Source organism: Lutibacter oricola (assembly GCF_900106565.1).
Classification (GTDB): Bacteria; Bacteroidota; Bacteroidia; order Flavobacteriales; family Flavobacteriaceae; genus Lutibacter; species Lutibacter oricola.
Genome location: NZ_FNNJ01000006.1, coordinates 62,552 through 88,116, shown reverse-complemented (window position 1 = coordinate 88,116; position 25,565 = coordinate 62,552). Strand labels below are relative to the sequence as shown.

At 30.0% G+C, this 25,565-nt stretch carries 27 protein-coding genes; 11 read left to right on the top strand and 16 right to left on the bottom strand.

What is annotated here, in order from left to right; translation table 11 throughout:
* The first annotated feature begins 3 nt into the window (after positions 1–3).
* From dapB to BLU40_RS11655, 6 genes are all read left to right on the top strand, one after another.
* Positions 4–708 (top strand): 4-hydroxy-tetrahydrodipicolinate reductase, encoded by a 705-nt coding sequence (dapB, locus tag BLU40_RS11680; RefSeq protein ID WP_090123646.1) that lies wholly within the window; start codon positions 4–6, stop codon positions 706–708.
* Between the two features lie 12 nt (positions 709–720).
* Positions 721–2,265: a signal peptidase I gene (gene lepB, locus BLU40_RS11675; protein WP_090123644.1), complete on the top strand. Its 1,545-nt coding sequence runs from the start codon at positions 721–723 to the stop codon at positions 2,263–2,265.
* 9 nt (positions 2,266–2,274) lie between these two features.
* Positions 2,275–2,883, top strand: coding sequence for a WbqC family protein (locus tag BLU40_RS11670; protein ID WP_090123643.1), 609 nt, complete (start codon positions 2,275–2,277; stop codon positions 2,881–2,883).
* Between the two features lie 2 nt (positions 2,884–2,885).
* Entirely contained in the window at positions 2,886–3,200 is a 315-nt protein-coding gene (locus BLU40_RS11665; protein ID WP_090123641.1) for a DUF6122 family protein, read from the top strand.
* 88 nt (positions 3,201–3,288) lie between these two features.
* Entirely contained in the window at positions 3,289–3,897 is a 609-nt protein-coding gene (locus BLU40_RS11660) for a YiiX/YebB-like N1pC/P60 family cysteine hydrolase (RefSeq protein WP_090123639.1), read from the top strand.
* A gap of 3 nt (positions 3,898–3,900) precedes the next feature.
* A complete protein-coding gene (locus tag BLU40_RS11655) occupies positions 3,901–4,305 on the top strand; it encodes a DUF4878 domain-containing protein (protein ID WP_090123637.1) in 405 nt (134 codons plus the stop codon).
* 59 nt (positions 4,306–4,364) lie between these two features.
* Here the strand turns inward: BLU40_RS11655 and ettA are convergent, their stop codons facing one another.
* The 4 genes from ettA to aceB all read right to left on the bottom strand — a co-directional run bounded on the left by ettA (position 4,365) and on the right by aceB (position 9,767).
* A complete protein-coding gene (ettA, locus tag BLU40_RS11650) occupies positions 4,365–6,056 on the bottom strand; it encodes an energy-dependent translational throttle protein EttA (RefSeq protein ID WP_090123635.1) in 1,692 nt (563 codons plus the stop codon).
* Positions 6,057–6,113: 57 nt separating this feature from the next.
* Positions 6,114–6,290 carry a CAL67264 family membrane protein gene (locus tag BLU40_RS17590; protein WP_090123957.1) on the bottom strand — a complete coding sequence of 59 codons (177 nt, stop codon included), beginning with the start codon at positions 6,288–6,290 and terminating at the stop codon, positions 6,114–6,116.
* Between the two features lie 168 nt (positions 6,291–6,458).
* The gene (locus tag BLU40_RS11640; RefSeq protein ID WP_090123634.1) at positions 6,459–8,090 is read right to left on the bottom strand and encodes an isocitrate lyase; all 1,632 of its coding nucleotides are present in this window, start codon (positions 8,088–8,090) and stop codon (positions 6,459–6,461) included.
* Between the two features lie 78 nt (positions 8,091–8,168).
* Complete coding sequence (gene aceB, locus BLU40_RS11635; protein ID WP_090123632.1) at positions 8,169–9,767, bottom strand: malate synthase A; 1,599 nt, start codon at positions 9,765–9,767, stop codon at positions 8,169–8,171.
* A gap of 118 nt (positions 9,768–9,885) precedes the next feature.
* Between aceB and BLU40_RS11630 the strand changes: the two genes are divergently transcribed.
* Positions 9,886–11,361 carry a helix-turn-helix domain-containing protein gene (locus BLU40_RS11630; protein ID WP_090123630.1) on the top strand — a complete coding sequence of 492 codons (1,476 nt, stop codon included), beginning with the start codon at positions 9,886–9,888 and terminating at the stop codon, positions 11,359–11,361.
* Positions 11,362–11,363: 2 nt separating this feature from the next.
* Here the strand turns inward: BLU40_RS11630 and BLU40_RS11625 are convergent, their stop codons facing one another.
* Genes BLU40_RS11625 through BLU40_RS11610 form a run of 4 tightly spaced genes read right to left on the bottom strand, consistent with a single transcriptional unit; the run spans position 11,364 to position 13,426 of the window.
* Positions 11,364–12,080, bottom strand: a complete 717-nt coding sequence (locus BLU40_RS11625; protein WP_090123628.1) for a pirin family protein — start codon at positions 12,078–12,080, stop codon at positions 11,364–11,366.
* Positions 12,061–12,519 (bottom strand): MarR family winged helix-turn-helix transcriptional regulator, encoded by a 459-nt coding sequence (locus tag BLU40_RS11620; RefSeq protein WP_090123626.1) that lies wholly within the window; start codon positions 12,517–12,519, stop codon positions 12,061–12,063. The genes BLU40_RS11625 and BLU40_RS11620 overlap by 20 nt, the downstream gene beginning before the upstream one ends.
* Before the next feature lie 2 nt (positions 12,520–12,521).
* Positions 12,522–13,052: an NADPH-dependent FMN reductase gene (locus BLU40_RS11615; RefSeq protein WP_090123624.1), complete on the bottom strand. Its 531-nt coding sequence runs from the start codon at positions 13,050–13,052 to the stop codon at positions 12,522–12,524.
* 2 nt (positions 13,053–13,054) lie between these two features.
* Positions 13,055–13,426: a DoxX family protein gene (locus BLU40_RS11610; RefSeq protein ID WP_090123622.1), complete on the bottom strand. Its 372-nt coding sequence runs from the start codon at positions 13,424–13,426 to the stop codon at positions 13,055–13,057.
* Positions 13,427–13,605: 179 nt separating this feature from the next.
* Between BLU40_RS11610 and BLU40_RS11605 the strand changes: the two genes are divergently transcribed.
* Positions 13,606–15,234 carry an acyl-CoA carboxylase subunit beta gene (locus BLU40_RS11605; RefSeq protein ID WP_090123620.1) on the top strand — a complete coding sequence of 543 codons (1,629 nt, stop codon included), beginning with the start codon at positions 13,606–13,608 and terminating at the stop codon, positions 15,232–15,234.
* A 68-nt stretch (positions 15,235–15,302) separates the two neighbouring features.
* On the opposite strand, the gene BLU40_RS17775 is transcribed toward BLU40_RS11605, so the two are convergent.
* A complete protein-coding gene (locus BLU40_RS17775; protein WP_245729939.1) occupies positions 15,303–16,862 on the bottom strand; it encodes a ThuA domain-containing protein in 1,560 nt (519 codons plus the stop codon).
* 211 nt (positions 16,863–17,073) lie between these two features.
* Between BLU40_RS17775 and BLU40_RS11595 the strand changes: the two genes are divergently transcribed.
* The 3 genes from BLU40_RS11595 to BLU40_RS11585 are packed head-to-tail and all read left to right on the top strand — an operon-like array spanning position 17,074 to position 18,755.
* A complete protein-coding gene (locus BLU40_RS11595; protein ID WP_090123618.1) occupies positions 17,074–17,790 on the top strand; it encodes a YebC/PmpR family DNA-binding transcriptional regulator in 717 nt (238 codons plus the stop codon).
* Positions 17,791–17,792: 2 nt separating this feature from the next.
* Positions 17,793–18,125, top strand: a complete 333-nt coding sequence (locus tag BLU40_RS11590) for a hypothetical protein (protein WP_090123615.1) — start codon at positions 17,793–17,795, stop codon at positions 18,123–18,125.
* A 30-nt stretch (positions 18,126–18,155) separates the two neighbouring features.
* The gene (locus tag BLU40_RS11585) at positions 18,156–18,755 is read left to right on the top strand and encodes a hypothetical protein (protein ID WP_090123612.1); all 600 of its coding nucleotides are present in this window, start codon (positions 18,156–18,158) and stop codon (positions 18,753–18,755) included.
* 33 nt (positions 18,756–18,788) lie between these two features.
* Here BLU40_RS11585 and BLU40_RS11580 read toward each other — a convergent pair whose 3' ends face one another.
* The 7 genes from BLU40_RS11580 to BLU40_RS11545 all read right to left on the bottom strand — a co-directional run bounded on the left by BLU40_RS11580 (position 18,789) and on the right by BLU40_RS11545 (position 25,485).
* A complete protein-coding gene (locus BLU40_RS11580) occupies positions 18,789–20,198 on the bottom strand; it encodes a carboxypeptidase-like regulatory domain-containing protein (protein ID WP_090123610.1) in 1,410 nt (469 codons plus the stop codon).
* A 106-nt stretch (positions 20,199–20,304) separates the two neighbouring features.
* Entirely contained in the window at positions 20,305–21,363 is a 1,059-nt protein-coding gene (locus BLU40_RS11575; RefSeq protein WP_090123607.1) for an AMP-binding protein, read from the bottom strand.
* 54 nt (positions 21,364–21,417) lie between these two features.
* The gene (locus BLU40_RS11570) at positions 21,418–22,377 is read right to left on the bottom strand and encodes a CPBP family intramembrane glutamic endopeptidase (RefSeq protein WP_090123604.1); all 960 of its coding nucleotides are present in this window, start codon (positions 22,375–22,377) and stop codon (positions 21,418–21,420) included.
* On the bottom strand, positions 22,374–23,408 hold the full coding sequence (locus BLU40_RS11565; protein ID WP_090123601.1) for an o-succinylbenzoate synthase: 1,035 nt from the start codon (positions 23,406–23,408) through the stop codon (positions 22,374–22,376). Before BLU40_RS11565 ends, BLU40_RS11570 begins: the two co-directional genes overlap by 4 nt.
* Positions 23,409–23,543: 135 nt before the next feature.
* Complete coding sequence (locus tag BLU40_RS11560; RefSeq protein WP_090123599.1) at positions 23,544–23,933, bottom strand: VOC family protein; 390 nt, start codon at positions 23,931–23,933, stop codon at positions 23,544–23,546.
* Between the two features lie 314 nt (positions 23,934–24,247).
* The gene (locus BLU40_RS11550; RefSeq protein WP_090123595.1) at positions 24,248–24,772 is read right to left on the bottom strand and encodes an SRPBCC family protein; all 525 of its coding nucleotides are present in this window, start codon (positions 24,770–24,772) and stop codon (positions 24,248–24,250) included.
* A 32-nt stretch (positions 24,773–24,804) separates the two neighbouring features.
* Positions 24,805–25,485, bottom strand: coding sequence for a metal-dependent hydrolase (locus BLU40_RS11545; RefSeq protein WP_090123593.1), 681 nt, complete (start codon positions 25,483–25,485; stop codon positions 24,805–24,807).
* Positions 25,486–25,565 lie beyond the last annotated feature (80 nt).

Below are 25,565 nucleotides of genomic sequence, written 5' to 3'. Positions count from 1 at the left end.
AAAATGAAAATAGCACTTTTAGGGTACGGAAGAATGGGGCAAACAATTGAAAAAATTGCTATAAAGCGAGGTCATCAAATTGTTTTAAAGGTAGATGAAAACACTAAAGATTATGATATTACTAAGGCAGATGTAGCTATAGATTTTAGCATTCCATCTGTAGCTTTTAACAATATAACAAACTGTTTTAAAAATAATGTGCCTGTAATTTGTGGTACAACTGGTTGGTTAGATAAGTTTGATGAAGCTGTTGATATTTGTAACAAAAACAACGGTGGTTTTATTTATGCTTCAAATTTTAGTTTAGGCGTAAATATATTTTTTGAATTGAATGAGCAATTAGCTAAAATGATGAAAAATCTTAGCGAATACAACATTTCAATGGAAGAAATTCATCATACAAAAAAATTAGATGCACCGAGTGGTACAGCAATTACTTTGGCTGAAGGAATTATAAAACATACTTCAAAAAATAATTGGGCATTAGATGTAACAAATAATGCTAATGAAGTACCTATAGTTGCTAAAAGAATTCCAGATGTACCTGGAACACATTCTGTAGAATACGCATCTGAAGTTGATACTATTGATATTAAACATACAGCACACAACAGACAAGGTTTTGCGTTAGGAGCCGTAATTGCTTCAGAATGGTTAGTAGACAAAACAGGAATTTATACGATGAAAGACGTATTAGGTCTTCAATAAAATATTTTAATTATGACAATGACAGGTTGGTTAATATTCTTTTTAATTATTCAAGTAATTCATTTTTTAGGTACTTGGAAATTATACGTTAAAGCTGGTAGAAAAGCTTGGGAAGCATTAGTACCGATATACAATGCAATCGTTTTAATGAAAATTATTAAGCGCCCTACTTGGTGGGTTATCCTATTGTTTATACCAATTATTAACCTGTTAATGTTCCCTGTTATTTGGGTTGAAACCGTTAGAAGTTTTGGTAAATATTCTACAGTTCATTCATTTTTAGCTGTATTATCTTTAGGTTTTTATAACTTTTATTTAAACTATATTGAAGATGTAGAATATATTAAAGACAGAAGCTTAAAATCTAGAACAGAACTTGGAGAATGGGTTAGTTCAATTGTATTTGCAATTGTTGCTGCTACTTTGGTGCATACGTATTTTATGCAACCATACACTATTCCAACTTCATCTTTAGAAAAATCGTTACTAATTGGAGATTTTCTTTTTGTAAGTAAGTTCCATTACGGAGCAAGAACACCTATGACAACTGTTGCAGCTCCAATGGTACACGATTCGTTGCCAAAAACTGGTTTAAGATCTTATTTAAAAGCACCACAATTACCTTATTTTAGATTGCCTGGAATTCAAGATATTAAAAGAAACGAAATTGTTGTTTTTAGTTGGCCAGTTGATACGGTTAGATTCTTTTTTGACAAATCTAATGTTCACGTTGATAAACCAATCGATAAAAAATCTAACTACGTAAAACGTTGTGTTGGTATTCCTGGAGATTCTTTAGAAATTAGAGATGGTTATATTTTTATTAACGGTAAACAAACTGTTTTACCAGATAGAGCTAAGCCACAGTACTTTCATAAAGTAGTTATTAAAAATGGTGCTCAACTTAGCCCAGCAACTTTTAAAAGATATAATGTTACCGAAGGTAGCTACCAAGGCGATTATTATATGCTTAATTTAACAGATGCAAATGCTAAAAAATTAAGAAACTTACCTTCAGTTCAAAGCGTAACTAAACAGTTAACGCCTAAAGGAAATATTGATTCATCTATTTTTCCGAACAATCAAAAACACGGTTGGACAATAGATAATTATGGTCCTATTTATATTCCTGAAGCCGGAAAAACAGTTGATTTAAACTTAGAGTCTTTACCTTTTTATAAAAGAATAATTGAAGAGTATGAAAGTAACGATTTAACTGTTGATGGAAATGATATTTATGTTAACGGAAAACTTGCTACAACATACACTTTTAAACAAAATTATTATTGGATGATGGGAGATAACCGTCACAACTCTGAAGATGCTCGTTATTGGGGATATGTTCCTTTTGACCACGTAGTGGGTAAACCTGTATTTATTTGGATGAGCTGGGATAGTAATGCCGAAGGAATTCAAAATAAAATTCGTTGGGATCGTGTTTTTACAACTGTTCATGGAGATGGTAAACCGGTTTCATACTTATACTATTTCTTAGGGTTTTTAGCACTTTGGTTTGGATATAGCAGCTTTAGAAAAAGAAAAAATTCTGAAGAATAGAAATAATTCATGTTATTTCAACCTACATACTTTTCGCCAATTAGCCAATATGTTGCAATTGCTAAAGCAAATACTATTAAGTTTGAATTTGAAGATAATTTTCAAAAACAAACTTATAGAAATCGCTGCTACATATACACAGCAAATGGAAAACACTTACTTAACGTACCAATTCAACATTCAAAAGGTGTTAAGCAAAAAACCAAAGATGTAAAAATTGATTACAAAGACGATTGGAATAAACAACATTTAAAAACATTAGAAACTGCCTATAGCTCTTCTCCTTTTTTTGAATATTATATTGATGATTTATTGCCAATATTCACCAAAAAAATTGATTTTTTAATCGACCTTAATATAGAAACTCATTGTTTTATTCTAGATGCTCTACAGTTGAACATTCCGTTTACTAAAACTATCGATTTTGAAGTTGAAGCTAAAGAAGATTACAGAAACTTAGCAATTGCAAAAACGAAACAAGTGTTTAACTTTAAACGTTATATTCAAGTTTTTGAACAAAATCACGGGTTTATTCCTAACTTAAGTATGTTAGATTTAATTTTTATGGAAGGTCCGAACGCATTAAACTATTTAGAAAACCAACAACTAAATTTTTAACAATGGAGTTTGTTCGTTTTTTTACGCATTATGGAATGCACTTTTTGGTTCCAGGTTTAATTGCATATCTATTTTTTAGAAATAATTGGATAAAAGTTTGGCTTATTTTTATTGCCACCATGTTGGTAGATTTAGACCATTTATTAGCTACACCTCTTTTTGACCCTAATAGATGCAGTATTGGATTTCACCCTCTACACTCCTATTACGCCATTATAATTTATATAGCACTTCTAATACCAAAAAAGACAAGAGTAATAGCAATTGGTTTATTATTTCATATGCTTACAGACTTTATTGACTGCCGGTGGATATAATTTACGATTTAATTATTCTTTTTACGATTTGGTAATATCTTCAACTTAATAAATTCTTAATTTTAATAGTACCATAAATTATTAAATAATGGTCAAGAGAATTTTATTAACAGCTTGCACTCTATTAGCACTTTTATTTGTTGTATACGGTTACTATTTTACACATTTAACCAACCAAAACTCAACAAACATTAAATTGCTAAAAAATGGGGATTTAATTCTACGCTGCGGAAAATCTACAGAAAGTTACGCTGTTCATTTAGCTGATAATAATGCTGAATTTAGCCATATTGGTATTTTAATTTTTGAAAATAATATTCCCTACGTAATACACGCAGTGCCACATAAACTTCAGGTGATTAAAAAAGAATTACTTTCTGAGTTTTCTTCCACAAAAAACGCTTCGAAAATAAGTATTTACCGCAGTCCTTTTCAGCAAAGAATAATAGATAATTTTTGTAATGAAGTAAAACGTTTTTACAACGAAAAATATGAGTTTGATAATGAGTACAATTTATTAACTGATAAAAAATTGTATTGCACAGAACTTATTGTAAAAGCTTATAAAAATTGTGGTATAAATTTAAACGTACAAACTAAAGAATTTAATTATCTCTTCGGAAAACACTCCGTTATATTCCCTTCAGAATTTACAAAATTACCTTTCAAAAAAATAAACTCAAACATTAATATTTAAATTATGAAAAATTTTAAAATTTTATCGCTAGTTCTAGTTTTCACTACTTTTTGTTTTATGTCTTGCTCTTCTGGATCTTCACCTAGTGATGTTGTAAAAAAATCGTACGAACTTATTAAAAAGAAAAATTACGAAGCTGTAGCCAAACTTTATGTTAAAAAAAATGGTGAAAAACTATCGGAAGATGAAGCAAAAAAAATTGAAGGTCTGTTAGGTATGGCATCAAAAGAAATAGAAAAAAAAGGTGGTTATAAGGGTATAACTATAGATAGTGAAGAAATCTCGGAAGATGGAAATAGCGCAACTGTTAAACACACTATTGAATATGATAATGGCAAATCTAACTCTGAAACCAGTAAGCTTCTAAAAGTAGATGGCAAATGGTTTATACTTTTCACTATGAATTAATTCCTACCAATATTTGTTCAAAAAAAAATCCCAACTACAATAGTTGGGATTTTTTTTAATTATCTAATTAATTTTTTATACTTAATTCGTTTTGGCATTAAATCTCCACCTAATCGTTTTTTCTTGTTTTCTTCATAATCTGAGAATGAACCTTCAAAGAAATAAATTTGACTATCTCCTTCAAAAGCTAATATGTGAGTACAAATTCTATCTAAAAACCATCTATCGTGACTAATTACTACAGCACAACCCGCAAAGTTTTCTAAACCTTCTTCTAGTGCTCTTAGCGTATTTACATCTAAATCATTTGTTGGCTCATCTAATAACAATACGTTTCCTTCTTCACGCAACGTCATAGCTAAATGTAACCTATTGCGCTCACCACCAGAAAGTGTGTTTACTTTTTTATTTTGTTCACTTCCTGAGAAATTAAAACGACTTAAATAAGCTCTCGAATTAACTTGCTTACCGCCCATCATAATTAATTCTTGTTCATCAGAAAAGTTTTGCCAAATTGTTTTTTCAGGATCAATATTTGAATGACTTTGATCTACATATGAAATTTTTGCAGTTTCACCTACCTTAAACTCTCCTTTATCCGGAGTTTCTTCACCCATTATCATTCTAAAAATAGTGGTTTTACCAGCACCATTTGGCCCAATAATACCAACTATACCTGCCTGAGGTAAATTAAACTCTAAGTTTTCATATAATAATTTATCTCCATAAGCTTTAGAAACACCCGAAGCCTCAATTACATTAGTACCTAAACGAGGACCATTAGGAATATAAATTTCTAATTTTTCGTCTAGTTGTTTTTGATCTTGACTCATTAATTTATCATAGTTCTTTAAACGAGCTTTTTGTTTTGTTTGACGACCTTTAACTCCTTGACGAACCCAATCTAACTCTCGCTCTAACGTTTTTTGACGCTTAGATGCAGTTTTAGATTCTTGTGCCAATCTCTTAGACTTTTGATCTAACCAAGTAGAATAATTTCCTTTCCAAGGAATACCTTCACCTCTATCTAATTCTAAAATCCAACCTGCAACATTATCCAAGAAATATCTATCGTGCGTTACCGCAATTACAGTTCCTTTATATTGTTGTAAATGATGCTCTAACCAATGTACAGATTCTGCATCTAAATGGTTGGTTGGCTCATCTAACAATAACACATCTGGCTCTTGTAATAGCAACCTACATAAAGCAACTCTTCTACGTTCACCACCAGATAAGTTTTTAATTGGCGTATCGCCTTCTGGAGTACGTAAAGCATCCATTGCAATTTCTAATTTTGTATCAATTTCCCAAGCGTTAGAAGCGTCAATTTTATCTTGAAGTTCTGCTTGCTGAGCCATTAACTTATCCATTTTGTCAGCATCAGAATACACTTCTTCCAAACCAAACATATCGTTTATTTTGTTGTACTCGTCTAATATTGCCATGGTTTCTGCAACACCTTCTTTAACAATATCAATTACTGTTTTATCATCATCTAACTTAGGCTCTTGCGATAAATATCCAACTGAGTAACCTGGTGCAAACACTACATCTCCTTGATAGTTTTTTTCTAAACCAGCAATTATTTTTAATAATGTAGATTTACCCGATCCGTTTAAACCTAAAATTCCAATTTTAGCTCCGTAAAAAAAGCTTAAATAAATATTTTTTAGAACCTGTTTATTCGCTCCTTGGTAAGATTTACTTACCCCTGACATTGAAAAAATTACTTTCTTATCGTCTGACATCTTTTATTTTTAATTTATTACTTCTACTTAAAGAAGTGAAATTACACCTAACATTAACTATACTCTACCTTTTAAGGCATTAAATACCCAGGCAATGGCAAAAAAGCCTATACCAACAGAGGCAAATCCCCATCCAGCAACATCATCATATCTAAACGCTCCAAGAGCTATAAGTGCCAAACCAACTATTATCATAATTGCTGTAGCCCAAGCCAATACTGTATTTTTATTCATTTTATCTATTTTTTTAAATTCTAATGGTTGAAATTTTCCATAGCAGCTCACAAATATCGTAAAATTATAGTTAACAACACAAAAAAGCACCCTCAGATAAGGGTGCTTACTTCAAAAGCAACATTAAAAAACATTTTTAAAATTGCACAACTTAAGTTTTAAAATTGTTTAACTAACCTTATTTAATTTTTCTTCAACTTTGTTGTTTTTAAATATAGCGTTAAATTGATTAGATGTATTCTTTTCTCCCTCCGCTTTTAAGGCTTTTTCTCCTGCAAAAAATGTTTTATGATCATCTCCTAAATTTGAACCTGCCATTCTTTGATGTTTTACACAAGAAACACCTTTACGAATTTCTTGCCTTTGAATACCTTTTACATAAGCCAACATACCTTCGTTTCCAAAATACCCTTCTGTTAAATCATTCATATGAAGTGCTGTTGTATGATAAGTTGGTAATGTAATTAAGTGATGAAATATACCTGCTTCTCTTGCTCCATCTAATTGAAATGTTTTAATTTTTTCATCTGCTCTATAACATAATTCCGAACCATCATAATGCGCATCCATTAAATTATTTCTATCATAACCAGTCATATTTTCACCTTCTGAAAGCATTTCATCAAATACTTGATTACGGAAATTTAATGTCCAATTAAACGATGGAGAATTATTGTAAACCAATTTAGCTTTTGGCTCAACTTCTTTAATTCTATTAACCATATGGGCTATTTGTTTAACATTTGGAGTTGGAGTTTCTATCCATAATAAATCTGCTCCATTTTGTAAACTTGTAATACAATCTAATACAACTCTATCTATATTTGAGCCATCTTTAAATTTATACAATCCATTTGGCAATCTAATAGGGCGAATCAATTTCCCATCTCTTTTTAATAAAACATCATCTTCCTTAGCATCGTTAACATCAATTTCCTCACCATCTACAAAAGCTAAATATTGTGATGCTAAATCGCCTGGCTCTTGACTTACAGGTAATTTTTGAGTTAAACCAGCACCTTCAGAATCTGTTCTTGCAACAATAATTCCATCATCTACTCCTAATTCTAAAAATGCATATCTAATAGCGTTTAGTTTAGCAATAAAATCTTCATGTGGTACCGTAACTTTTCCATCTTGATGACCACATTGCTTGGCATCAGAAACTTGGTTTTCAATTTGAATTGCACAAGCACCAGCTTCAATCATTTTCTTAGTTAGTAAATAAGTAGCCTCTTCATTCCCAAAACCAGCATCAATATCTGCAATAATAGGTACAACGTGTGTTTCAAAATTATCTATTTCATGTTGCACATCTTCTCCGTTTTCAAGTCTTCTAAATAAATCATTTAGCTCAATGGCATCTGCTTGACGCAAAAAATCATAAATCTCTGCTATTAGACTTGGAACTGCTGTTTTTTCGTGCATTGATTGATCTGGCAATGGACCAAATTCTGAACGTAATGCAGCTACCATCCAGCCAGATAAATATAAATATCTTTTATTTGTTGTTTTATGATGCTTTTTAACTGCGATCATTTTTTGTTGTGCAACAAAACCATGCCAACACCCTAATGATTGCGTGTAATTTGAATTGTCTGCATCATATTCAGCCATATCTTTTCTCATAATAGCTGCTGTATATTTAGCAATTTCCAAACCTGTTTTAAAACGATTTTGAGTTACCATTCTCGCTGCAACTTGAGGGTTTATTGTGTTCCAACCATTTCCGTACTTAGCTTTTAGCTCTCTTATTGTTTGTAAAGCTGAATTATAATTGCTTTGTGCTAAATTTTTCATAATTTTGTTTTGTATTTAATTAATTATAGTTATTTATATAAATCACCCTCTAATTTTGCGGTTTCAGGGTGGTTTTTTTTAAATGTATTTATAAGCTTCTAAGGTTAAAAATTCTTCAAATTTTTCTGACAACACTAGGGCATCAAACAATTGGATGGTAAGTTTAAATTTTCCATTTTCATACCTTTCATTTCCAATTAAGTTTCTAATTATTTGAATTTCACTTTCTAAAAATTCAACATACAATTCAGTAGTAAATTTTCGACCATCTTCTAATGTAATTTCATTATGCAACCATTGCCATAATTGGGTTCTTGATATTTCTGCAGTAGCTGCATCTTCCATTAAATTATATAAAGCGGCTGCGCCGTTACCAGATAACCAAGATTCTATATATAAAATTCCAACATTAATATTTTTTCGAATACCACTTTCAGTAATAGTTCCTTGAGGCTGTTCTACTAATTGCTCTTCGGTTATATGTAGATCGTTTCTTTTTACATCAATTTGATTTGCATTTGGCATATACTTATCAAATATTTCCATAGCAATTGGCACCAATCCAGGATGCGCAACCCAAGTACCGTCATGTCCATTTTTAGCTTCACGTTCTTTATCTACACGCACCTTTTCAAATGCAATATTATTTGATTCCTCATTATTTTTTACAGGAATTTGTGCTGCCATACCACCAATTGCATGTACATTTCTTTTATGACATCGTTGAATAACTCTTAGCGAATAAGCCTCCATAAATGGAGATGCCATAGTTACCTGATCTCTATTTGGAACCATAAACCCAGAGTGATTTCTAAATTTTTTGATATAGGAGAAAATATAATCCCAACGACCACAATTTAAACCTGCCATATGGTTTCTTAACTCGTATATAATTTCATCTATTTGAAAACTTGCGGTAATTGTTTCTATTAAAACGGTTGCCTTTATAGTACATTGATCTATATTCATATACTCTTGAGCAAAAATGAAAACCTCATTCCACCATCTTGCCTCCTTATAATGTTCTAACTTTGGCAAATAGAAATATGGCCCAGTTTTCATTTTTACTAGTTTTTTAGCATTATGAAAAAAGTACAATCCAAAATCTACAAGAGAAGCTGACATTTCTTGCCCATCTACCATCAAGTTTTTTTCAGCTAAATGTAAGCCTCGTGGTCTAACCAATAAAGTTGCAATTTCTTCATTTAGTATATACTTTTTTCCAGTAGCATTGGTAAAAGAAATAGTTTTTCTTACAGCATCTTTTAAATTTTTCTGTCCCTCTAAACAGTTATCCCAACTTGGAGAATTACTATCTTCTAAATCTGCCATAAAAACTTTGGCTCCAGAATTAAGTGCATTAATAACCATTTTTCTATCAACAGGTCCAGTAATTTCTACTCGCCTATCCAATAAATCTTTTGGCAATGGAGCCGCAGTCCAATCTCCTTCTCTTACACTTTCTGTTTCTTCAGGAAATGTTGGAAAATTACCTTTATCAAAATATTCTTGCTGAATGACTCTTTGTTTTAATAATGCCAATCTTTCACTATTAAACTTTTCATGAAGTTGCACTAAAAAGTCTAAAGCCTCATTAGTTAAAATCTCATTGTAATAATTCTTTACATCTTTTGCGAAAGAAATTTTTTGAATTGTTGTTTCATTAAAATTTTCCATGATTATTATTTTTATAAGACAAACATATAAAAAATATTTTACAAAACAAGCGAACGTTCGCTAAATATACATTTTTTAATTATTTTTATTATTTCGCTAAATACATTATCTTTGTTTTATGAACATTGAAGAAGAATATATTAGATTAATTTTCGGATTAAAATTAAGGCAAATCCGTATGGAGAAAAACCTTTCTCTATTTGGGCTTTCGAAGCTTTCAAACATTTCAAAATCTTACCTTAATGAAATTGAAAAAGGAAAAAAATATCCAAAAACAGATAAAATAGCTATTCTTGCAAATGTTTTAGAAGTACCGTATGATAATTTAGTTTCTTTAAAATTAGATAAAAATCTTGCTCCATTAGGCGAAATTTTACAATCTAAAATTTTAAAAGAAGTTCCTTTAGAGTTATTTGGCATCCAAGAATCTGATCTAATAGATATAATTTCTAATGCTCCAGCAAAAGTAAATGCCTTTATAAGTACATTAATTGAAATTGCACAAAACTATAATCTTTCTAGAGAAAGTTTCTTTTTAGCTGCACTTAGATCTTATCAAGAAGCACACAATAATTATTTTGAAGACATAGAAGATAGCGTAGAAAAATTTGCAAAAGCATATCAAATTAATCTTCAAGAAAAAATTAAATGTGATGATTTAGAAGAAATTTTAATTGAAGAATTTGGCTATACAATTCTAAAAAAAGGATTAAATAAATATAGTAATTTAAGTGATATTCGATCTGTATTTATTCCAAAATCTAAAACTCTTTTACTTAGTAAAACCATTGGAGAATCTCAAAAAACATTTATTTATGGTAAAGAGATAGCTTATAACTATTTAAATCTAACAGATAGACTATATACTTTTCCGTGGATTAAATTTCAAAGGTTTGATCAGGTACTAAACAATTTTATGGCTTCTTATTTTGCCGGTGCTTTAATTATTCCTAGAAAAAATATTGTTGAAGATTTAAAGTTATTTTTTGATGAACCCAAATGGAGTTCTTCAAAATTTAACGATATGATTTTGAAGTATACGGATTCACCAGAAACATTTTACACCAGGCTAACTAATATTTTACCTAAAGTTTTTCATTTTAAAAATTTATTTTTCTTAAGATTTACAAACAAAGATCAAGAAAATCGGTACAAACTCTCTAAGGAATTACACATAACACAGCAACAACCACCAACAGCAAATGAAATTCACGAGCATTACTGCAGAAGATGGGTATCTGTTGCACTATTAAACTTTTTAGAAAAATCTAAAATAACCACGGATATTCAAATTTCGAACTATCCAGACAATCATTTAAAATACATAGTTATAAGTAGCGGAACTAAAGATCCTTTTAAAGAAGGTTACAATAGAAGTATTAGTATTGGTTTACTATTATCGCCTTTATTAAATAGTAAAATAAATTTTTTAACAGATAACTCAATTATTTCTAAAGAAGTTGGTGTTACTTGTGAGCGCTGTCCAATAAAAGATTGTGAAGTTAGATTTTGTGAGGCTACCGAATTAGAAAAGCAAGCTGAAAACAAAGCCATTGAGAATATGGTAAAACAAATTCAAAATGACTATTCGTAAAATTACATTGGTACTTCTATAAAAAGTATTTCTGAATGTTTAATAGCTTCAATTTCAAATTGTTTTGCTTGTTCAATTTCAAGAGCATCTCTTTTATTTAGAACAACATTATTTACTAAAATTTCACCTTCAATAAGCATTAAATAAACACCGTAATTTTTATTTTTTAACACGTAATTGTAGTTATTTTTTTTAGACAAATCTATTCTTGATATTCTAGCATCTTGGTGTATTTTTAAAGAATCATCATCAGAATCTTTTATCCAAGAAACCAATTTTTGAAGTTTGTTAGCTCTATTTGAAACCGAAAACGCTTTTTGATCATATCTTGGTTCTAAATTTTCTTGATTAGGTAAAATCCATATTTGGAATAAGTTCAATTCCTCTTCTGCATTATTGTTCATTTCAGAATGCTGAATACCACTACCTGCAGACATAACTTGAACCTCACCTACCTCTAAAGGAATCCATTTGTTAGACATAGAATCTTTATGCTTTAAAGAACCTTTAAGAGGTATTGTTACAATTTCCATATTGTTATGAGGATGTGTTCCAAAACCCATACCACCTTTAATATAGTCATCGTTTAAAACTCTAAGTGCTCCAAAGTTAATTCTTTCAGCATTGAAATAATTTCCAAAACTGAAAGAAAAATTTGCTTTCAACCATCCAAAATCGGCATTCCCTCTATCACTTGCTTTATGAACTTTTAAAATCATTTTCTCTAAATTTATCTAATAAATCATTCAACAATTTAGCATCTTCATTTGAAATAGTACTAATTCCAGTATCCATTTCTTCGATATTAATTTTATTCAATAATGCTAAGCCTTTATCATTAATTTCTACATAAACTACTCTTCTATCATTTTCGCAACGCATACGATCAATTAGCCCTTTATCACATAATTTATCCATTAACCGCGTTGAATTTGGCGATTTTTGAACCATTCTTTCTTTTATGGTTTTAACAGTAATTGCTTTTTTAGCTCCTCTTAATATTCTTAAAATATTATACTGTTGCTCGGAAATATTAAATGGTTTTAAAAACGAACTCCCAATATTATCTAAATAATTTGCAGTAAACTTTATGTTTAACATAGCTTTTACTCGCTCATTAGGAAATTTAGATTTTATTTCTTCGGAAAATTCAGCCATAATTATATTGATTTATTAAAATCTTCAATCAGCTTTAATAGTTCATTTTTTAATTCACTATTAACTAGTTCTCCACCTTTAAAATTATCGAAAAATGAAGGCACAGATAAACTACCTATTATATTTCCACCCATATAAGGGAATCTTCCTAAGGCAATATCTAAAACCGTTTGCCCACCTCTAGCTCCGGGTGAAGTTGCTAATAACAACATTGGTTTTTCTCTCCAAACCTTACCGTTTATTCTAGACAGCCAATCAAAAGCATTTTTAAATGCGGCAGAATAAGCTCCGTTATGTTCGGCAAAAGAAATAATAAAACCATCAGCACTTTCTACCAATTCATTTAATTTTTTTGCACCATTTGGCATGCCATTTTCAGCTTCAATATCTACTGAATAGATAGGCATTTCAAAATTATTTAAATCAACTTTAATTAAGTTTACATTACCCAATAAACTTCCTGTATACTCTGCTAGCTCTTTATTAATAGATTTTTTACTTGTACTAGCTCCTAATGTTATAATATTTTTCATACCTATATATTTTTTGGTGTAAACACTTTTTTTCCAAATAAATAAGAAACAACTAATAATACAATTGCAATAATTGCAGCCCCTTGTTCTCCATCATTAATCATAATATGTGCAAAAGCTGCTAGAATAAATTCAAAAAACAATGCTGAATATGCCCATTCTTTAATATTAGATTGTTTTTGAGTTAATAAAACCACAACGGCTGCAGCCTTAAGTGCTGCTAAGGGATAAATAATGTAAGTTGGATACCCAAAACTTGTAAACAACCCCTGTACCATTTCATTATTAAACACATACATACCAGCAGACATTAATAATAATGCACTTAGTAATCCTGTTGCCACCCAATAAATAATTTTGTTTGTTTTACTCATAATTGTTTGAATTTGATTTTTTGTATTCGTGAATCTACGATTTCACTTTTTTAGTTTTTAGTTGATGCAAATATATATTAATTAATTTTATTTACCTAGGTATATTTATTCAGGGTAGTTATTTTAACATAGTTTAACATTCATTTTGTATTTTAGCTTCTTTAAATTTAAAAGGTAAAATGGATATCAACTTCAACAAAAACGAAGATCATAATAAACTAGAATTAGCAGCATTAAAAAGAAAGCTTTTAAAAGTTTATAAAGGCGGTGGTGAAGCTAGAATTGAAAAACATAAAGCAAAAGGTAAACTTACCGCTCGAGAACGAATTGATTATTTATTAGATAAAAATAGTAATTCTATTGAAATTGGTGCATTTGCTGGAGAAGAAATGTATAAAGAGCACGGTGGCTGCCCTTCTGGTGGAGTTGTTGTAAAAATGGGTTACATTAATAAAAAGCAATGTATTGTTGTTGCTAATGATGCCACGGTAAAAGCCGGAGCTTGGTTTCCTATTACAGGAAAAAAGAATTTACGTGCCCAAGAAATTTCTATAGAGAATAAAATTCCTATTATTTATTTAGTTGATAGTGCCGGAGTTTACTTACCTATGCAAGATGAAATTTTTCCAGATAAAGAACATTTTGGAAGAATTTTTAGAAATAATGCCATTATGAGTAGTATGGGAATTACTCAAATATCTGCAGTTATGGGAAGTTGTGTTGCGGGTGGAGCTTATTTACCTATTATGAGTGATGAGGCTATGATTGTTGATAAAACTTCTAGTATATTTTTAGCCGGTAGTTATCTTGTAAAAGCTGCTATTGGTGAAAGTATTGATAATGAAACGCTTGGCGGAGCAACTACACATTGTGAAATTAGTGGCGTTACAGATTACAAAGCAAGTGATGATGAAGATGCTTTAAACAAAATTAGAAATATTGTAGATAAAATTGGTGATTTTGATAAAGCTGGATTCAATCGTTCCGAATCAATAAAGCCGAAAGAAAATGAAGATGATATTTTTGGAATTTTACCAAGAACTAGAACCGATCAGTACGAAATTAGAGATATTATTAAACGCGTTGTTGATAATTCTGAATTTGAAGAATACAAAAAAGATTATGGTAAAACTATTGTTTGTGCTTACGCAAGAATTGATGGCTGGGCCGTTGGAATTGTTGCCAACCAACGTAAAGTTGTAAAAAACGCTAAAAAAGAAATGCAATTTGGCGGAGTAATTTATTCGGATAGTGCAGATAAAGCAACCCGATTTATTGCAAACTGCAACCAGAAAAAAATTCCTTTAGTATTTTTACAAGACGTTACTGGCTTTATGGTTGGTAGTAAAAGTGAACACGGTGGCATTATTAAAGATGGTGCTAAAATGGTAAATGCAGTAAGTAATTCTGTAGTACCTAAATTTACTATAATAATTGGTAATTCTTACGGTGCTGGTAATTATGCAATGTGTGGTAAAGCCTACGACCCTAAATTAATTGTTGCTTGGCCTTCGGCTAGACTTGCTGTTATGGGAGGTGCCCAAGCTGCTAAAGTTTTACTTCAAATTGAAAAAGCTTCACTTAAAAAACAAGGTGAAAACATTTCTAAAGAAAAAGAACAGGAAATTTTGGCAACTATCCAAGCAAAATATGATGCTCAAACTTCGCCATATTATGCAGCTGCAAGGTTATGGACAGACGGAGTTATAAATCCTTTAGACACTAGAAAATGGATTAGTATGGGTATTGAAGCTGCTAACCACGCTCCTATTGAAAAACCTTTTAACTTAGGTGTTATACAAGTTTAAAACAAACATATTTAAATAAAAAGGGCAATTGAATAACTTCAATTGCCCTTTTTTATGTTTTTTACAACTTATAATTTAGCTTGCTTTCTATATTTTTTTGGAAACTTTGATATCGGCTTAATCATAATATTTTTATAATATGTTTCGGCTGCTTCAGACTGAATTTGAATTTTACCGCTTTCAATTGGAATTGTTTTTCCTCCAACATCATACCTTGCATTTTTAATAACATTTACTACATGCCCGTTTACAACGTGTAAACTTGTTCTACCAACACAAATCACCTCAATGGTATTCCATTCTCCATTTGGTTTTTCATACAATTTATTTTTTGAAGCTTGTCCACTTTCAAATCCAGCTCCCCATTTTAAAGGTGTTAATTTACCTTTTGGATTATACACAAAATATGGTTTTCCGTTTTTATTTATTAATTTATCTACAGGCACATCACCATATACATTATTTAAAGCTATAAAATCACCACAATCTCCTTCTTGTATTTGACACTCTAAACTACTCATCCAAACATTCCAAAATGCACCATGTGGACCGTTACAATGGTATAATATTCCGTTATCTCTTTTAGCGTTTAATCGAGGCTCCCATTTTTTTTCGCCCCATTTAAATTGTGCCTTAAAATGGTAGTTACTGTATTCTTCTTTAGTTGTTAAGCCTCCATAAACTTCACCTGTAATATATAACAACGTTTCACCATTATCTTGTATTGTTGAAAAAACATTTTTTGGATCGTTATTTAGCCCTAAAGGCTTACCTGTTCTTCCATCTGTACTTTTCCCTTCCCATTTTATATCTACAGTTTCGTGAGGAACTCCCATAAATTTATTCCACTTTGATAATTCTGGGTCAAGTAAATTACTCCAACCTTTTTCAAACTCTACATTGGTACGTTTGGCTGTCCAATTAATACCTTCAACCAAATGCTTTTTATATGCAGGATTAAAATAAATTTCTTTTGTATGTCCCATTCCTGTATAAAAAATTCTACCTCCTTCATAATATTGATACCAAGCAATAGGATGGTTTTTATGCATTCGTTTACCTTCATAAGTACTTTCGTCTAGTGTTAACAACACATTTACTCTTGGCAGAACCTCATCTTTAAAATTATACCATTCATCTTTTACTGTAAAAGTTTCTTCAAAATGCTTAATTGATGGATGATTACACGTATGATTAACATCCATTGTTGCAACTTGCGTTTTTGGATGACTGATAAATTGAGCTCCAACCATTTGATGATACCAAGGCCAATTATACTCCGTATCTGTTGCTGAATGTACCCCCACAAATCCACCTCCATTGTTTATGTATTTTTTTAAAGCAATTCTAGAGTCTGTATCCAACACCTCTAATGTTGTATTTAAAAAAACTAAAACTTCAATATTTTTTAAATTTGAATTGTTTAAATATGAAGTTTCTTCAGAAAAAGAAACATTCCATTTCTCTTTTTCTCCCCATTTTTTAAAAGCTTCTTGTCCTGTTTCTATAGATTTATGTCTATAACCTGATGTTTTTGAAAAAACAAGTACATCTATAGCTTCTTGAGCTATTAATTCAGAAAAACTAATTACAAATATTATTATTGAAAGAAAAGATTTTTTAAACATTGTTTTGGTTTTTTGTTACCAATCAAATATACAAGTTATAACAGTGTACAATTAGTATTTTTGAAGCACTAATTGTTAAAAATAGAGTACAAATGATTATTTTTTTACTTAAATCTTTAACAACAATTCAATCTCATATATTTAATAAGTAATCTAAGTTGTAAAAACACATTGTAATTTTTACATTTGCAACACAAATTAAAATTTAATTATGGGAAGAGCATTTGAATTTAGAAAAGCTAGAAAAATGAAACGTTGGTCGGCAATGGCAAAAACCTTTACACGTATTGGTAAAGATATTGTTATGGCAGTTAAAGAAGGAGGATCAAATCCGGAAACTAACTCACGTTTAAGGGCTGTAATTCAAAATGCAAAGGCTGCAAATATGCCTAAAGATAATGTTGAACGTGCCATAAAAAAAGCAAGCGATAAAGACACAGCTAACTATAAAGAAGTTTTGTTTGAAGGTTATGCACCACACGGTATTGCTGTAGTTGTAGAAACTGCTACAGATAATAACAACCGTACTGTTGCTAATGTAAGAGCTGCTTTTAGCAAATGTGATGGTAATATGGGAACGTCTGGGTCGGTAGTTTTTATGTTTGACCATACTTGTAACTTTAGAGTTAAAACCGAAGATTTAAAAATAGATCTTGAAGAGTTTGAACTAGAATTAATTGACTTTGAAGTTGAAGAGGTTTTTGAAGATGAAGATGGTATTCTAATTTATGCTCCGTTTGAGCAGTTTGGAGCAATTCAAAAATATTTAGAAGAAAACAGCTTAGAAATTCTTTCTTCAGGTTTTGAACGTATTCCAACAACTACAAATACTTTAAGTGAAGAACAACAAGCTGATGTAGATAAATTGTTAGAGCGTTTAGAAGAAGATGATGATGTTCAAAACGTATACCACTCAATGCAAGTTTAATTATGTTTTTAGCAGGAAAAAAATCAACAATATTAAAAAGTGAGCATTCACAAGATTTAACCTGCCCTAAATGCAATAAAAAAAACGCAACTAAAGTTTCAATTATTGGAACCTATAAGCATTTATTTAGTATTCCTTTTTTATCTGGAGGAAAATCTGGAACTTCAGAATGCAATAAATGTAAACAACAATATACTTTACAAAATATGCCAGCGAATATTAAGCTGGCATATTTTGAATTAAAAGAAACTACAAAAACACCCATCTGGTTTTTTACTGGATTAATAGTTATAAAATCACTTGTTCTTATTAAAATATTTAGTAAATATTTTTAGTATCTTCACTGTTTATTTAAATAAACAACTATGATTTTTTACGGAAGTAAAGGTAAACACCTACACTCTGAACAAGCCAGTGGAATTAATTGCGACCACTGTAAGCAACAAACACAACATACTATATCTGTTTTTGGTAAATATGCCTACATTTATTGGATTCCTATTTTTCCAATGGGTAAAAAAGTACTTTCTGAATGTAACCATTGCAAAGCAACATTGGAGCCTAAACAAATGAATGAGCAATTAAAACTTGCTTGCCAAAACACAAAAGGAAACGCAAAAACACCGATTTGGTTTTGGAGCGGTGGTTTTATTATTGCGGCTTTAATTTTATTTGCAGTTTACTCTGGTAAACAACACGACAAAGATGTTATAAATTACAAACAAAATCCGCAAGTTGGCGATGTAATTCAATTTAAAGATCAAAGCAATTACTCTACCGTTAAAATTGCCAATATAACCCAAGATTCTATATTTTTAATTGCAAATGATTATGAAATTTCTAGGCAAAGTAAAATTTATAAAATCGATAAGGCTAAAAATTACACTTCAAAACCTTATGCAATTTCAAAAGATAGGTTTCTAAAGCTATTTGATGAAAAAATATTTTTAGATATTAATAGATAAAAAAAAGGCAGTAATTAAATTACTGCCTTATTTTTAAGCATTTGTGTATTTATTTATCAGCCTAACAATTAAATCGTTTAACTTTTCTACTTTGTAAGAATCTGTAGATGGTTCTAAATGTGAATTTCCAACACCACTATCATCAGTTAAAAACACACAAGTTCCATTTGTTGAAATGCTAAAAAATCGCATTAAAAACTCTAAATCTTTATCGGAATCACTTGCCACAATTGGTATTATTTTAATTCCCTTTTTAATAGCTTTATTAATCTGACTTTTAATTATCTCTACATTTTTTTCCGTAAAATGTGGCGGAGCATCTAATAATAAAAATAACATTCTAGATTTTGCATCTTCACTCCATTGTTTAGCAATAGAAACCTCTAATGCTTTTTCAACGGCCTCTTCAAAATCACCACCACCAGCAGCACTTTGTTTCATTAAATTTTCTTGAACCTCAGTTAAATTAGTTGTAAAATCAAAATCTCTAATCACATAATCATCACCTTCATCTCTATAAAAAACCAACCCTAATCTTTTCTCCATTTCACTTTCACCAACTCTATCTATAATATTTGTAAGCTCAGTTTTTAAATATGAAATTTCATCTCCCATTGAGCCAGTAGCATCAATTGTAAACATAATATCTACAGCGTTTTTAACTTTAGATTTTGTAGGTAATCTTAAATTAATTTTTTTGGTACCATTGTTCAAAATTTTGCCATAAACCTTATTATCAAAAGGCACTTTTACAATGTAATTTTTAGCTTTCTTTTTTAAGTTTACTCCGTAAAAAAATAAAGCTTCACCATTTATATCTGTTTTAACCTCTGCCACCTTTTCATTTTCATTTGTATACAAATACACCTTAACATTGTTTAGTACATTTTTATTTTCATCTTTTAAAACAACTGTTAATTTTTTATTTAAATAAAATCCCCATTTATTCTCATATTTTCTTTTGGATAAAGAGTTCCATTCTTGCCATTTATTAATATCATTTATTTCACCTGCAGTTAATGTGCCTGCTTTAATACCATTATAACTTTCTTTTTTTATTGAAGAAGCCCCTCTAATTACAACACTACTAACCGCCCCAGTAATGCTTTTTTTTCTTGAAGTTCCATAACCAACAACAACCACTTCATCCAAACAAGCTGCATTCGCAATCATCTTTACATTTATAACTAATTTATCTTCAACTTTTAACTCAACAGTATTCATTCCTACAAATGAATAAACAAGTGTATCACCTTTTGAAGCTTCTATGGAGTATTGCCCATCAAAATTGGTTACAACACCTTCAGAGGTTCCTTTTATAAGAATTGATACTCCAGGTAATGGCTGAGTTTCATCAGTAACAACTCCTGTTATAGTTTTCTTTTGAGCATTTATTTGAAATGCAATAAATAACGATAATAATAGTGGTAAATAAGTTTTCATAGTTGAATGTTTTAATAATTAATACTTAAAAGTATCTTGTTATAAAACATTTAAATAATGAAATTGAGTAACAGGTAAGTTTCAGCTAGTAAAACCTATTTTTGGTTTAGTCTTTATTTAATAGACTTAAAGTTTTTAATCTATTTATCTTTTTTGTTGGAGTTTCTACAAACTTTGAGGTAAAGAATATTTCTTTTGGAATTTCGAATTTTGAAAGTGAATTGAGATTCTTTACTTGGTTCAGAGTGCCGTTATCTATATTGCCTTCTACAATTAAAACTAGTTTTTCTCCTAAAACAGCATCTTGTATACCAGCAACAAAAAAACGATTGTTAATTATACTAGATAATTTTTCTTCAATTTGCTCTGGAATTAATTTTATTCCACCAGAATTAATTACAGAATCATAACGGCCTAACCATTTAAATTCTTTTTCTGAAATTAATTCAACCAGGTCGTTTGTTATTATTTCTTCAGAAGAAACCTTTGGAGCGTTTATAATTAAGCAACCTCTTTTATCTTTTGAAATTGAAATATTTGTTAGTGTTGTATAATGAGATTCTTCGTTTCCCTCAGAATGATAATTTAACCTTTTAACTGCTATATGCGTAATGGTTTCTGTCATACCATACGTTGCAAATATTTCAGTTTTAATATTTTTAATTTTCTGTAGTAATTCATTAGAAACTACTCCACCTCCAACAATTAGCCTTTTTACTTTATGTATTTCATTTAAAGAATTATTTAATTGCAACGGAACCATTGCCGAAAAATCATACGTTTTATCTAAATCTTTTAGCGGATTTGAATTTGCTTCAACAACATCTAGGTGCCAACCTAAAGTTAAGGCTCTAACCAACATCATTTTCCCTGCTATATAATTTGCAGACATACATAGTAAAGCAGTTGTTTTTTCATTTAAATTAAAATAGCTACCTGTTGCCAAAGCACTATTTATCATAAATTCCTTTTGAAGTTTTATAATTTTTGGAGTTCCTGTTGAACCAGAAGTTTTTACTTCAACAAACAACTTAGTATCAAACCAATCTATTAAAAACGAATGCACTTCAACAGAAATAGTTTTAGAAAAATTAATTAACTCTTCTACTTCTGTAAATGATTTTTCATTTAGATTAAAACTCTTATGAAATTGGTTCTTTATCATATTTTCAGTATCCTATTGTAATTTCGACTCCGTTCAATAACTTTCAGAAAAAAACTACGCTATAAATTCGTCTTCGTTTAATTCAATAGGTTTTCTAATTGTAGCAAACATCTTGTCTTCCCAATTTTTCCATCCATATTTTTTAGAAAACACATACAATACTATTGGAAACAATACTAAAACAGGCAAAAACATTTCTATTCCTGCCGATGGTTCTGAAGTATCAATTAACAATGCATCTGTTTGAAAAACGGTCCAATTTGTTGTTACTAATACTGCTGCTATTATATTATTTGCTGCATGAAACCCTAACGAAAGTTCCATACCTTCATCCATAATTGCAAAAATACCAAGCAACAAGCCTGTGCCAATATAATACACCATAGATATCCAACCTAATTTTTGAACCTCTGGATTAGCACCGTGAAGTAAACCAAAAATAACCGAAGTAATAATTAAAGCTATAAAACCTTTTTTAAACCAAGTTCCAAAACCTTGCATTAAATACCCCCTAAACAATACTTCTTCCATAGTTGTTTGAATAGGTAACAATAAAAATGAAATTAAACAAAGAATTGTAAACGGAACCAGTTTAAAATTCCATATAAAATTTTCTGGAGCTAAATAATAATCTACACCAATTACTATAATTCCTATGCTTGCCCAAACAAAAAATGCAAAAAATATTCTATTCCAATCTAACTTTTCTCTACTAGTTAAAACAGTTAATATACTTCGCTTATGAATTTTAATTATCCCGAAAAATAAAGCTACTAAACCACCAAAAAAGGTAAATATTACCAATACCAAATACAAGTTAGAGTTTATACCCATTTTTGCAAAACTATCTACTGCTGCATTTTGAAACTCTGCAACATCACTAGAATGTAAAATAGCAGTAACAATTAAAGGAATTACACCAATAAATTGCCAACCAAATAAAAATAGTAGTAAAACTACAATATAAGTCCACCACTCGTTTTCTCCTTTGTATGCTTGCTGTATAAATTTCATAAATTAACTTTCCAATCTAAATTAGTATTGTAACATAAATGTCCTTTTTTAACCTCTAACGGACTTTCAATATTGTTTGTAAATAAACTTCCCGTACCCAAACCTTGAGGCATTTTATTACCTAAAATATAAGTCCATTGTGCAATTGCGTTTAAACCAATATTACTTTCTAATGCAGATGTTATCCACCAACCAATATTTAGTTTATCTGCAAAACCAATCCATTGTTCACTCCCTTTAAAACCACCAACCAAACTAGGTTTTAAAATAATGTATTGTGGATTTATTGTTTGTAGTAATTCTTGCTTTTTTGTTACATTAAAAACACCAATTAATTCCTCATCTAACGCAATTGGTAAAGGAGTTTTTAAACAAAGCTCCGCCATTTCTTCTATTTGACCTTGTTTTATAGGTTGTTCTATTGAATGAATTTCGAATTCTGAAAGTTGTTTTAATTTTTCTAAAGCTTCATTTGGTTGAAATGCTCCATTTGCATCAACACGTAACTCTATTTCTTTTGAAGAAAACTGTTTTCGAATACTTTGTAATAAAGCTAACTCCGTATCAAAATCAATAGCTCCAATTTTCATTTTTATGGTTGAAAAACCAGCTGCTAACTTATCTGAAATTTGTTGTTTCATAAAAGCTTCAGTTCCCATCCAAATTAAACCATTTATATTAATTGCTTCTTTTGAAGTTGTAAACTTTGAAGGAAATAATTCAAAAGGGGTTTTACTCTTAACACTTAACAAAGCTTGCTCCAACCCAAATTGGATAGAAGGAAACTCTATTAATGTATTTAATAATTCTTCTTTATCTAAATGAATATTGTTGCAAAGCCATTGTAGTTTTCCTTCATAATCTGGTCTATCATCAACACTTAAACCTTTAAAAACGCCACATTCTCCATAACCTATTTTCTTCTCATTTTTTAAGATTAAAAAATAGGTGTCTTTGGTTTTTAGAATTCCTCGCGAAGTTCCACTAGCTTGTTTAAAATTGAGTGTGTATTTTTTATAGGTAGCTTTCATTTTATATTTAAAGCCGAAATGTACAACTTATTAAATTTTTAATTAAAATAATAATTAAAAAAGCCATTAATTTTATCTTAATAGCTTTTCACATTTTTAATATTTGATTTCTACTCTGCCAATCACTTAAAAATTTTAGTTTTTTGAATGTAAGGCAATTCTATTACCTTCGGTATCAATAAAAGCAGCCATATAGCCAATTTCTTCTGTTATTTGCATTTTCTCAACAATTGGTTTTCCGCCAGCAGCTTCTACTCTACTTAACTCTACACTTACATCATCTACTTGAGATGATAAATACAACATTACACCATTTGTACCTGGTGTATAATATTTTGGATTGTAAATTAACGCTCCTGCAGCGCCTGCAGCTTCTTTGTCTTTTGCAAAAGGAAAATGTCCCATTTGAGTTCCACAAAAATCCTCTATATGCATTTTTATATTAAATACTGTTTCGTAAAATTTTACCGCCCTGTTCATATCTGATACTGGAATTTCGAACCAGCATCCTAAGTTTGCTTTCATATTTTTGTTTTTAGTTAGTTATAGTATCTATTTTAAAAAATTTCCACAGCAAGTTGAATCCATATTAGAAAAAATAATATTAGAAGAGTTAATATTAAACTTATCTTAATAAGCCTACCTTTTACAATCCTTATTATTACTTCAAACAAAAAACCTGTTCCCAGTAATAGAGTACCTGCTACAACAAAATCGGACAATGTCCAATTCACTTCACTTGTAAACCGCATAGCTATTAAAGGAATGAGTAATAATATTATAACTATAGACAGCATAATATAAACTCTTTTGCTCTTCATAGTTATAAAATTTAAAACCTAAAGTTCTAGAATTGTTTTTAATTTATTTAACCCAAACTCAAAATCTTTTCCAACAGCTTTATCCATATTCATAAAAAGCATCATAATACTTATTGGAAATTTATTGTTTCCAGAAAAGCCCCAAATTACTTTTGTTCTGTCTCCATCTTCTTCAACTTTTAAATACGCATCCGACTGAGATTTCCAAGGTTTAAAAAATCTTAACTGCGATTTTACAACCTCATTTTCAACTATTCCAATTAGTTCTTGCTCTCCTTCTCCAACATCTTTATTTCCAACCCAAGCTGACACAAAACCAATTTCTCCATCGGTTCCAGTAAATGTTTTTTTCATATTTGGATCTTTCTCTGCCCAAGGAGACCAATTATCTTGATTTTTTATTAGTCTCAAATATTGAAATACTTCTGGCAATGGTTTGTTTATTGAAATGCTACGAGAAACATCGTAACTTTTTGGTGCAATAATAGCCAGTATTACTATTAATAATACTAGAATTAATAATACATAAAGTGCAATAATCATAAATTTAGTTTTTAGTTAGTAGTAGTTTTAATTTATATTTTTAAATTATTTCCAATTGGTAAGATTACCAATTCTTTTTTAGACTTCGCGAATTTATTTATAGCTTCTGCTTTATCAATTTCTATATATCCAAAAGTATCGAAATGATACCCTAATATTTTATTACAATTTAAAAATGTACTTGCTTTTATAGCTTCATTTACTCCCATTGTAAAATTATCTCCAATTGGTAACACGGCTAAATCTAATTCTCCAATTATTTCTGGAATCAATTTCATATCATAAGTTAAAGCTGTATCTCCTGCTATATAAATTCTATGATGACTGGTTTCTATAACAAATCCACCTGGTTGTCCTCCATAACTTCCATCAGGAAAAGAACTTGTGTGTATGGCGTTTGTATAATGTACAGTTCCAAAATCAAATTTCCATTTACCTCCGTGATTCATTGGGTGTCCATCTATTCCTTTTTCGCCAAAATAATTTACAATTTCAAAATTAGAAACAATTCTAGCTCCAGTTCTTTTCGCTATTGCTTCAACATCTAAAATATGATCTTGATGCGCGTGTGTTATTAAAATATAATCGGCGTATAATTTATCAATATCAATGTCTTTTGCCAATTCATTTCCTGTAATAAACGGATCTACAAGAATGGTTTTATCTTTAGTTTCGATACTTAAGGTTGCGTGTCCTAGGTAAGTTATTTTCATAAGTCAAAAAAAATATTAGTTGCTTTACTGCAATTTACAGAAATTATTTCATAAAAAAACCACGAAAAAATTAATTTCCG

What these genes read in the sequence shown, in the direction of transcription:
- BLU40_RS17590 (WP_090123957.1), bottom strand. Translation starts at nt 6,290, where the DNA reads ATGAATAAAAATACAGTATTGGCTTGGGCTACAGCAATTATGATAATA.
- BLU40_RS11615 (WP_090123624.1), bottom strand. Translation starts at nt 13,052, where the DNA reads ATGAAAAATATTATAACATTAGGAGCTAGTACAAGTAAAAAATCTATT.
- BLU40_RS11585 (WP_090123612.1), top strand. Translation starts at nt 18,156, where the DNA reads ATGATTTTTTACGGAAGTAAAGGTAAACACCTACACTCTGAACAAGCC.
- BLU40_RS11580 (WP_090123610.1), bottom strand. Translation starts at nt 20,198, where the DNA reads ATGAAAACTTATTTACCACTATTATTATCGTTATTTATTGCATTTCAA.
- BLU40_RS11620 (WP_090123626.1), bottom strand. Translation starts at nt 12,519, where the DNA reads ATGGCTGAATTTTCCGAAGAAATAAAATCTAAATTTCCTAATGAGCGA.
- aceB (WP_090123632.1), bottom strand. Translation starts at nt 9,767, where the DNA reads ATGGAAAATTTTAATGAAACAACAATTCAAAAAATTTCTTTCGCAAAA.
- BLU40_RS11670 (WP_090123643.1), top strand. Translation starts at nt 2,275, where the DNA reads ATGTTATTTCAACCTACATACTTTTCGCCAATTAGCCAATATGTTGCA.
- BLU40_RS11660 (WP_090123639.1), top strand. Translation starts at nt 3,289, where the DNA reads ATGGTCAAGAGAATTTTATTAACAGCTTGCACTCTATTAGCACTTTTA.
- BLU40_RS11605 (WP_090123620.1), top strand. Translation starts at nt 13,606, where the DNA reads ATGGATATCAACTTCAACAAAAACGAAGATCATAATAAACTAGAATTA.
- BLU40_RS11630 (WP_090123630.1), top strand. Translation starts at nt 9,886, where the DNA reads ATGAACATTGAAGAAGAATATATTAGATTAATTTTCGGATTAAAATTA.
- BLU40_RS17775 (WP_245729939.1), bottom strand. Translation starts at nt 16,862, where the DNA reads ATGTTTAAAAAATCTTTTCTTTCAATAATAATATTTGTAATTAGTTTT.
- BLU40_RS11550 (WP_090123595.1), bottom strand. Translation starts at nt 24,772, where the DNA reads ATGATTATTGCACTTTATGTATTATTAATTCTAGTATTATTAATAGTA.
- BLU40_RS11640 (WP_090123634.1), bottom strand. Translation starts at nt 8,090, where the DNA reads ATGAAAAATTTAGCACAAAGCAATTATAATTCAGCTTTACAAACAATA.
- BLU40_RS11570 (WP_090123604.1), bottom strand. Translation starts at nt 22,377, where the DNA reads ATGAAATTTATACAGCAAGCATACAAAGGAGAAAACGAGTGGTGGACT.
- BLU40_RS11560 (WP_090123599.1), bottom strand. Translation starts at nt 23,933, where the DNA reads ATGAAAGCAAACTTAGGATGCTGGTTCGAAATTCCAGTATCAGATATG.
- BLU40_RS11565 (WP_090123601.1), bottom strand. Translation starts at nt 23,408, where the DNA reads ATGAAAGCTACCTATAAAAAATACACACTCAATTTTAAACAAGCTAGT.
- BLU40_RS11655 (WP_090123637.1), top strand. Translation starts at nt 3,901, where the DNA reads ATGAAAAATTTTAAAATTTTATCGCTAGTTCTAGTTTTCACTACTTTT.
- ettA (WP_090123635.1), bottom strand. Translation starts at nt 6,056, where the DNA reads ATGTCAGACGATAAGAAAGTAATTTTTTCAATGTCAGGGGTAAGTAAA.
- BLU40_RS11575 (WP_090123607.1), bottom strand. Translation starts at nt 21,363, where the DNA reads ATGATAAAGAACCAATTTCATAAGAGTTTTAATCTAAATGAAAAATCA.
- dapB (WP_090123646.1), top strand. Translation starts at nt 4, where the DNA reads ATGAAAATAGCACTTTTAGGGTACGGAAGAATGGGGCAAACAATTGAA.
- BLU40_RS11590 (WP_090123615.1), top strand. Translation starts at nt 17,793, where the DNA reads ATGTTTTTAGCAGGAAAAAAATCAACAATATTAAAAAGTGAGCATTCA.
- BLU40_RS11665 (WP_090123641.1), top strand. Translation starts at nt 2,886, where the DNA reads ATGGAGTTTGTTCGTTTTTTTACGCATTATGGAATGCACTTTTTGGTT.
- BLU40_RS11545 (WP_090123593.1), bottom strand. Translation starts at nt 25,485, where the DNA reads ATGAAAATAACTTACCTAGGACACGCAACCTTAAGTATCGAAACTAAA.
- BLU40_RS11595 (WP_090123618.1), top strand. Translation starts at nt 17,074, where the DNA reads ATGGGAAGAGCATTTGAATTTAGAAAAGCTAGAAAAATGAAACGTTGG.
- BLU40_RS11625 (WP_090123628.1), bottom strand. Translation starts at nt 12,080, where the DNA reads ATGATTTTAAAAGTTCATAAAGCAAGTGATAGAGGGAATGCCGATTTT.
- BLU40_RS11610 (WP_090123622.1), bottom strand. Translation starts at nt 13,426, where the DNA reads ATGAGTAAAACAAACAAAATTATTTATTGGGTGGCAACAGGATTACTA.
- lepB (WP_090123644.1), top strand. Translation starts at nt 721, where the DNA reads ATGACAATGACAGGTTGGTTAATATTCTTTTTAATTATTCAAGTAATT.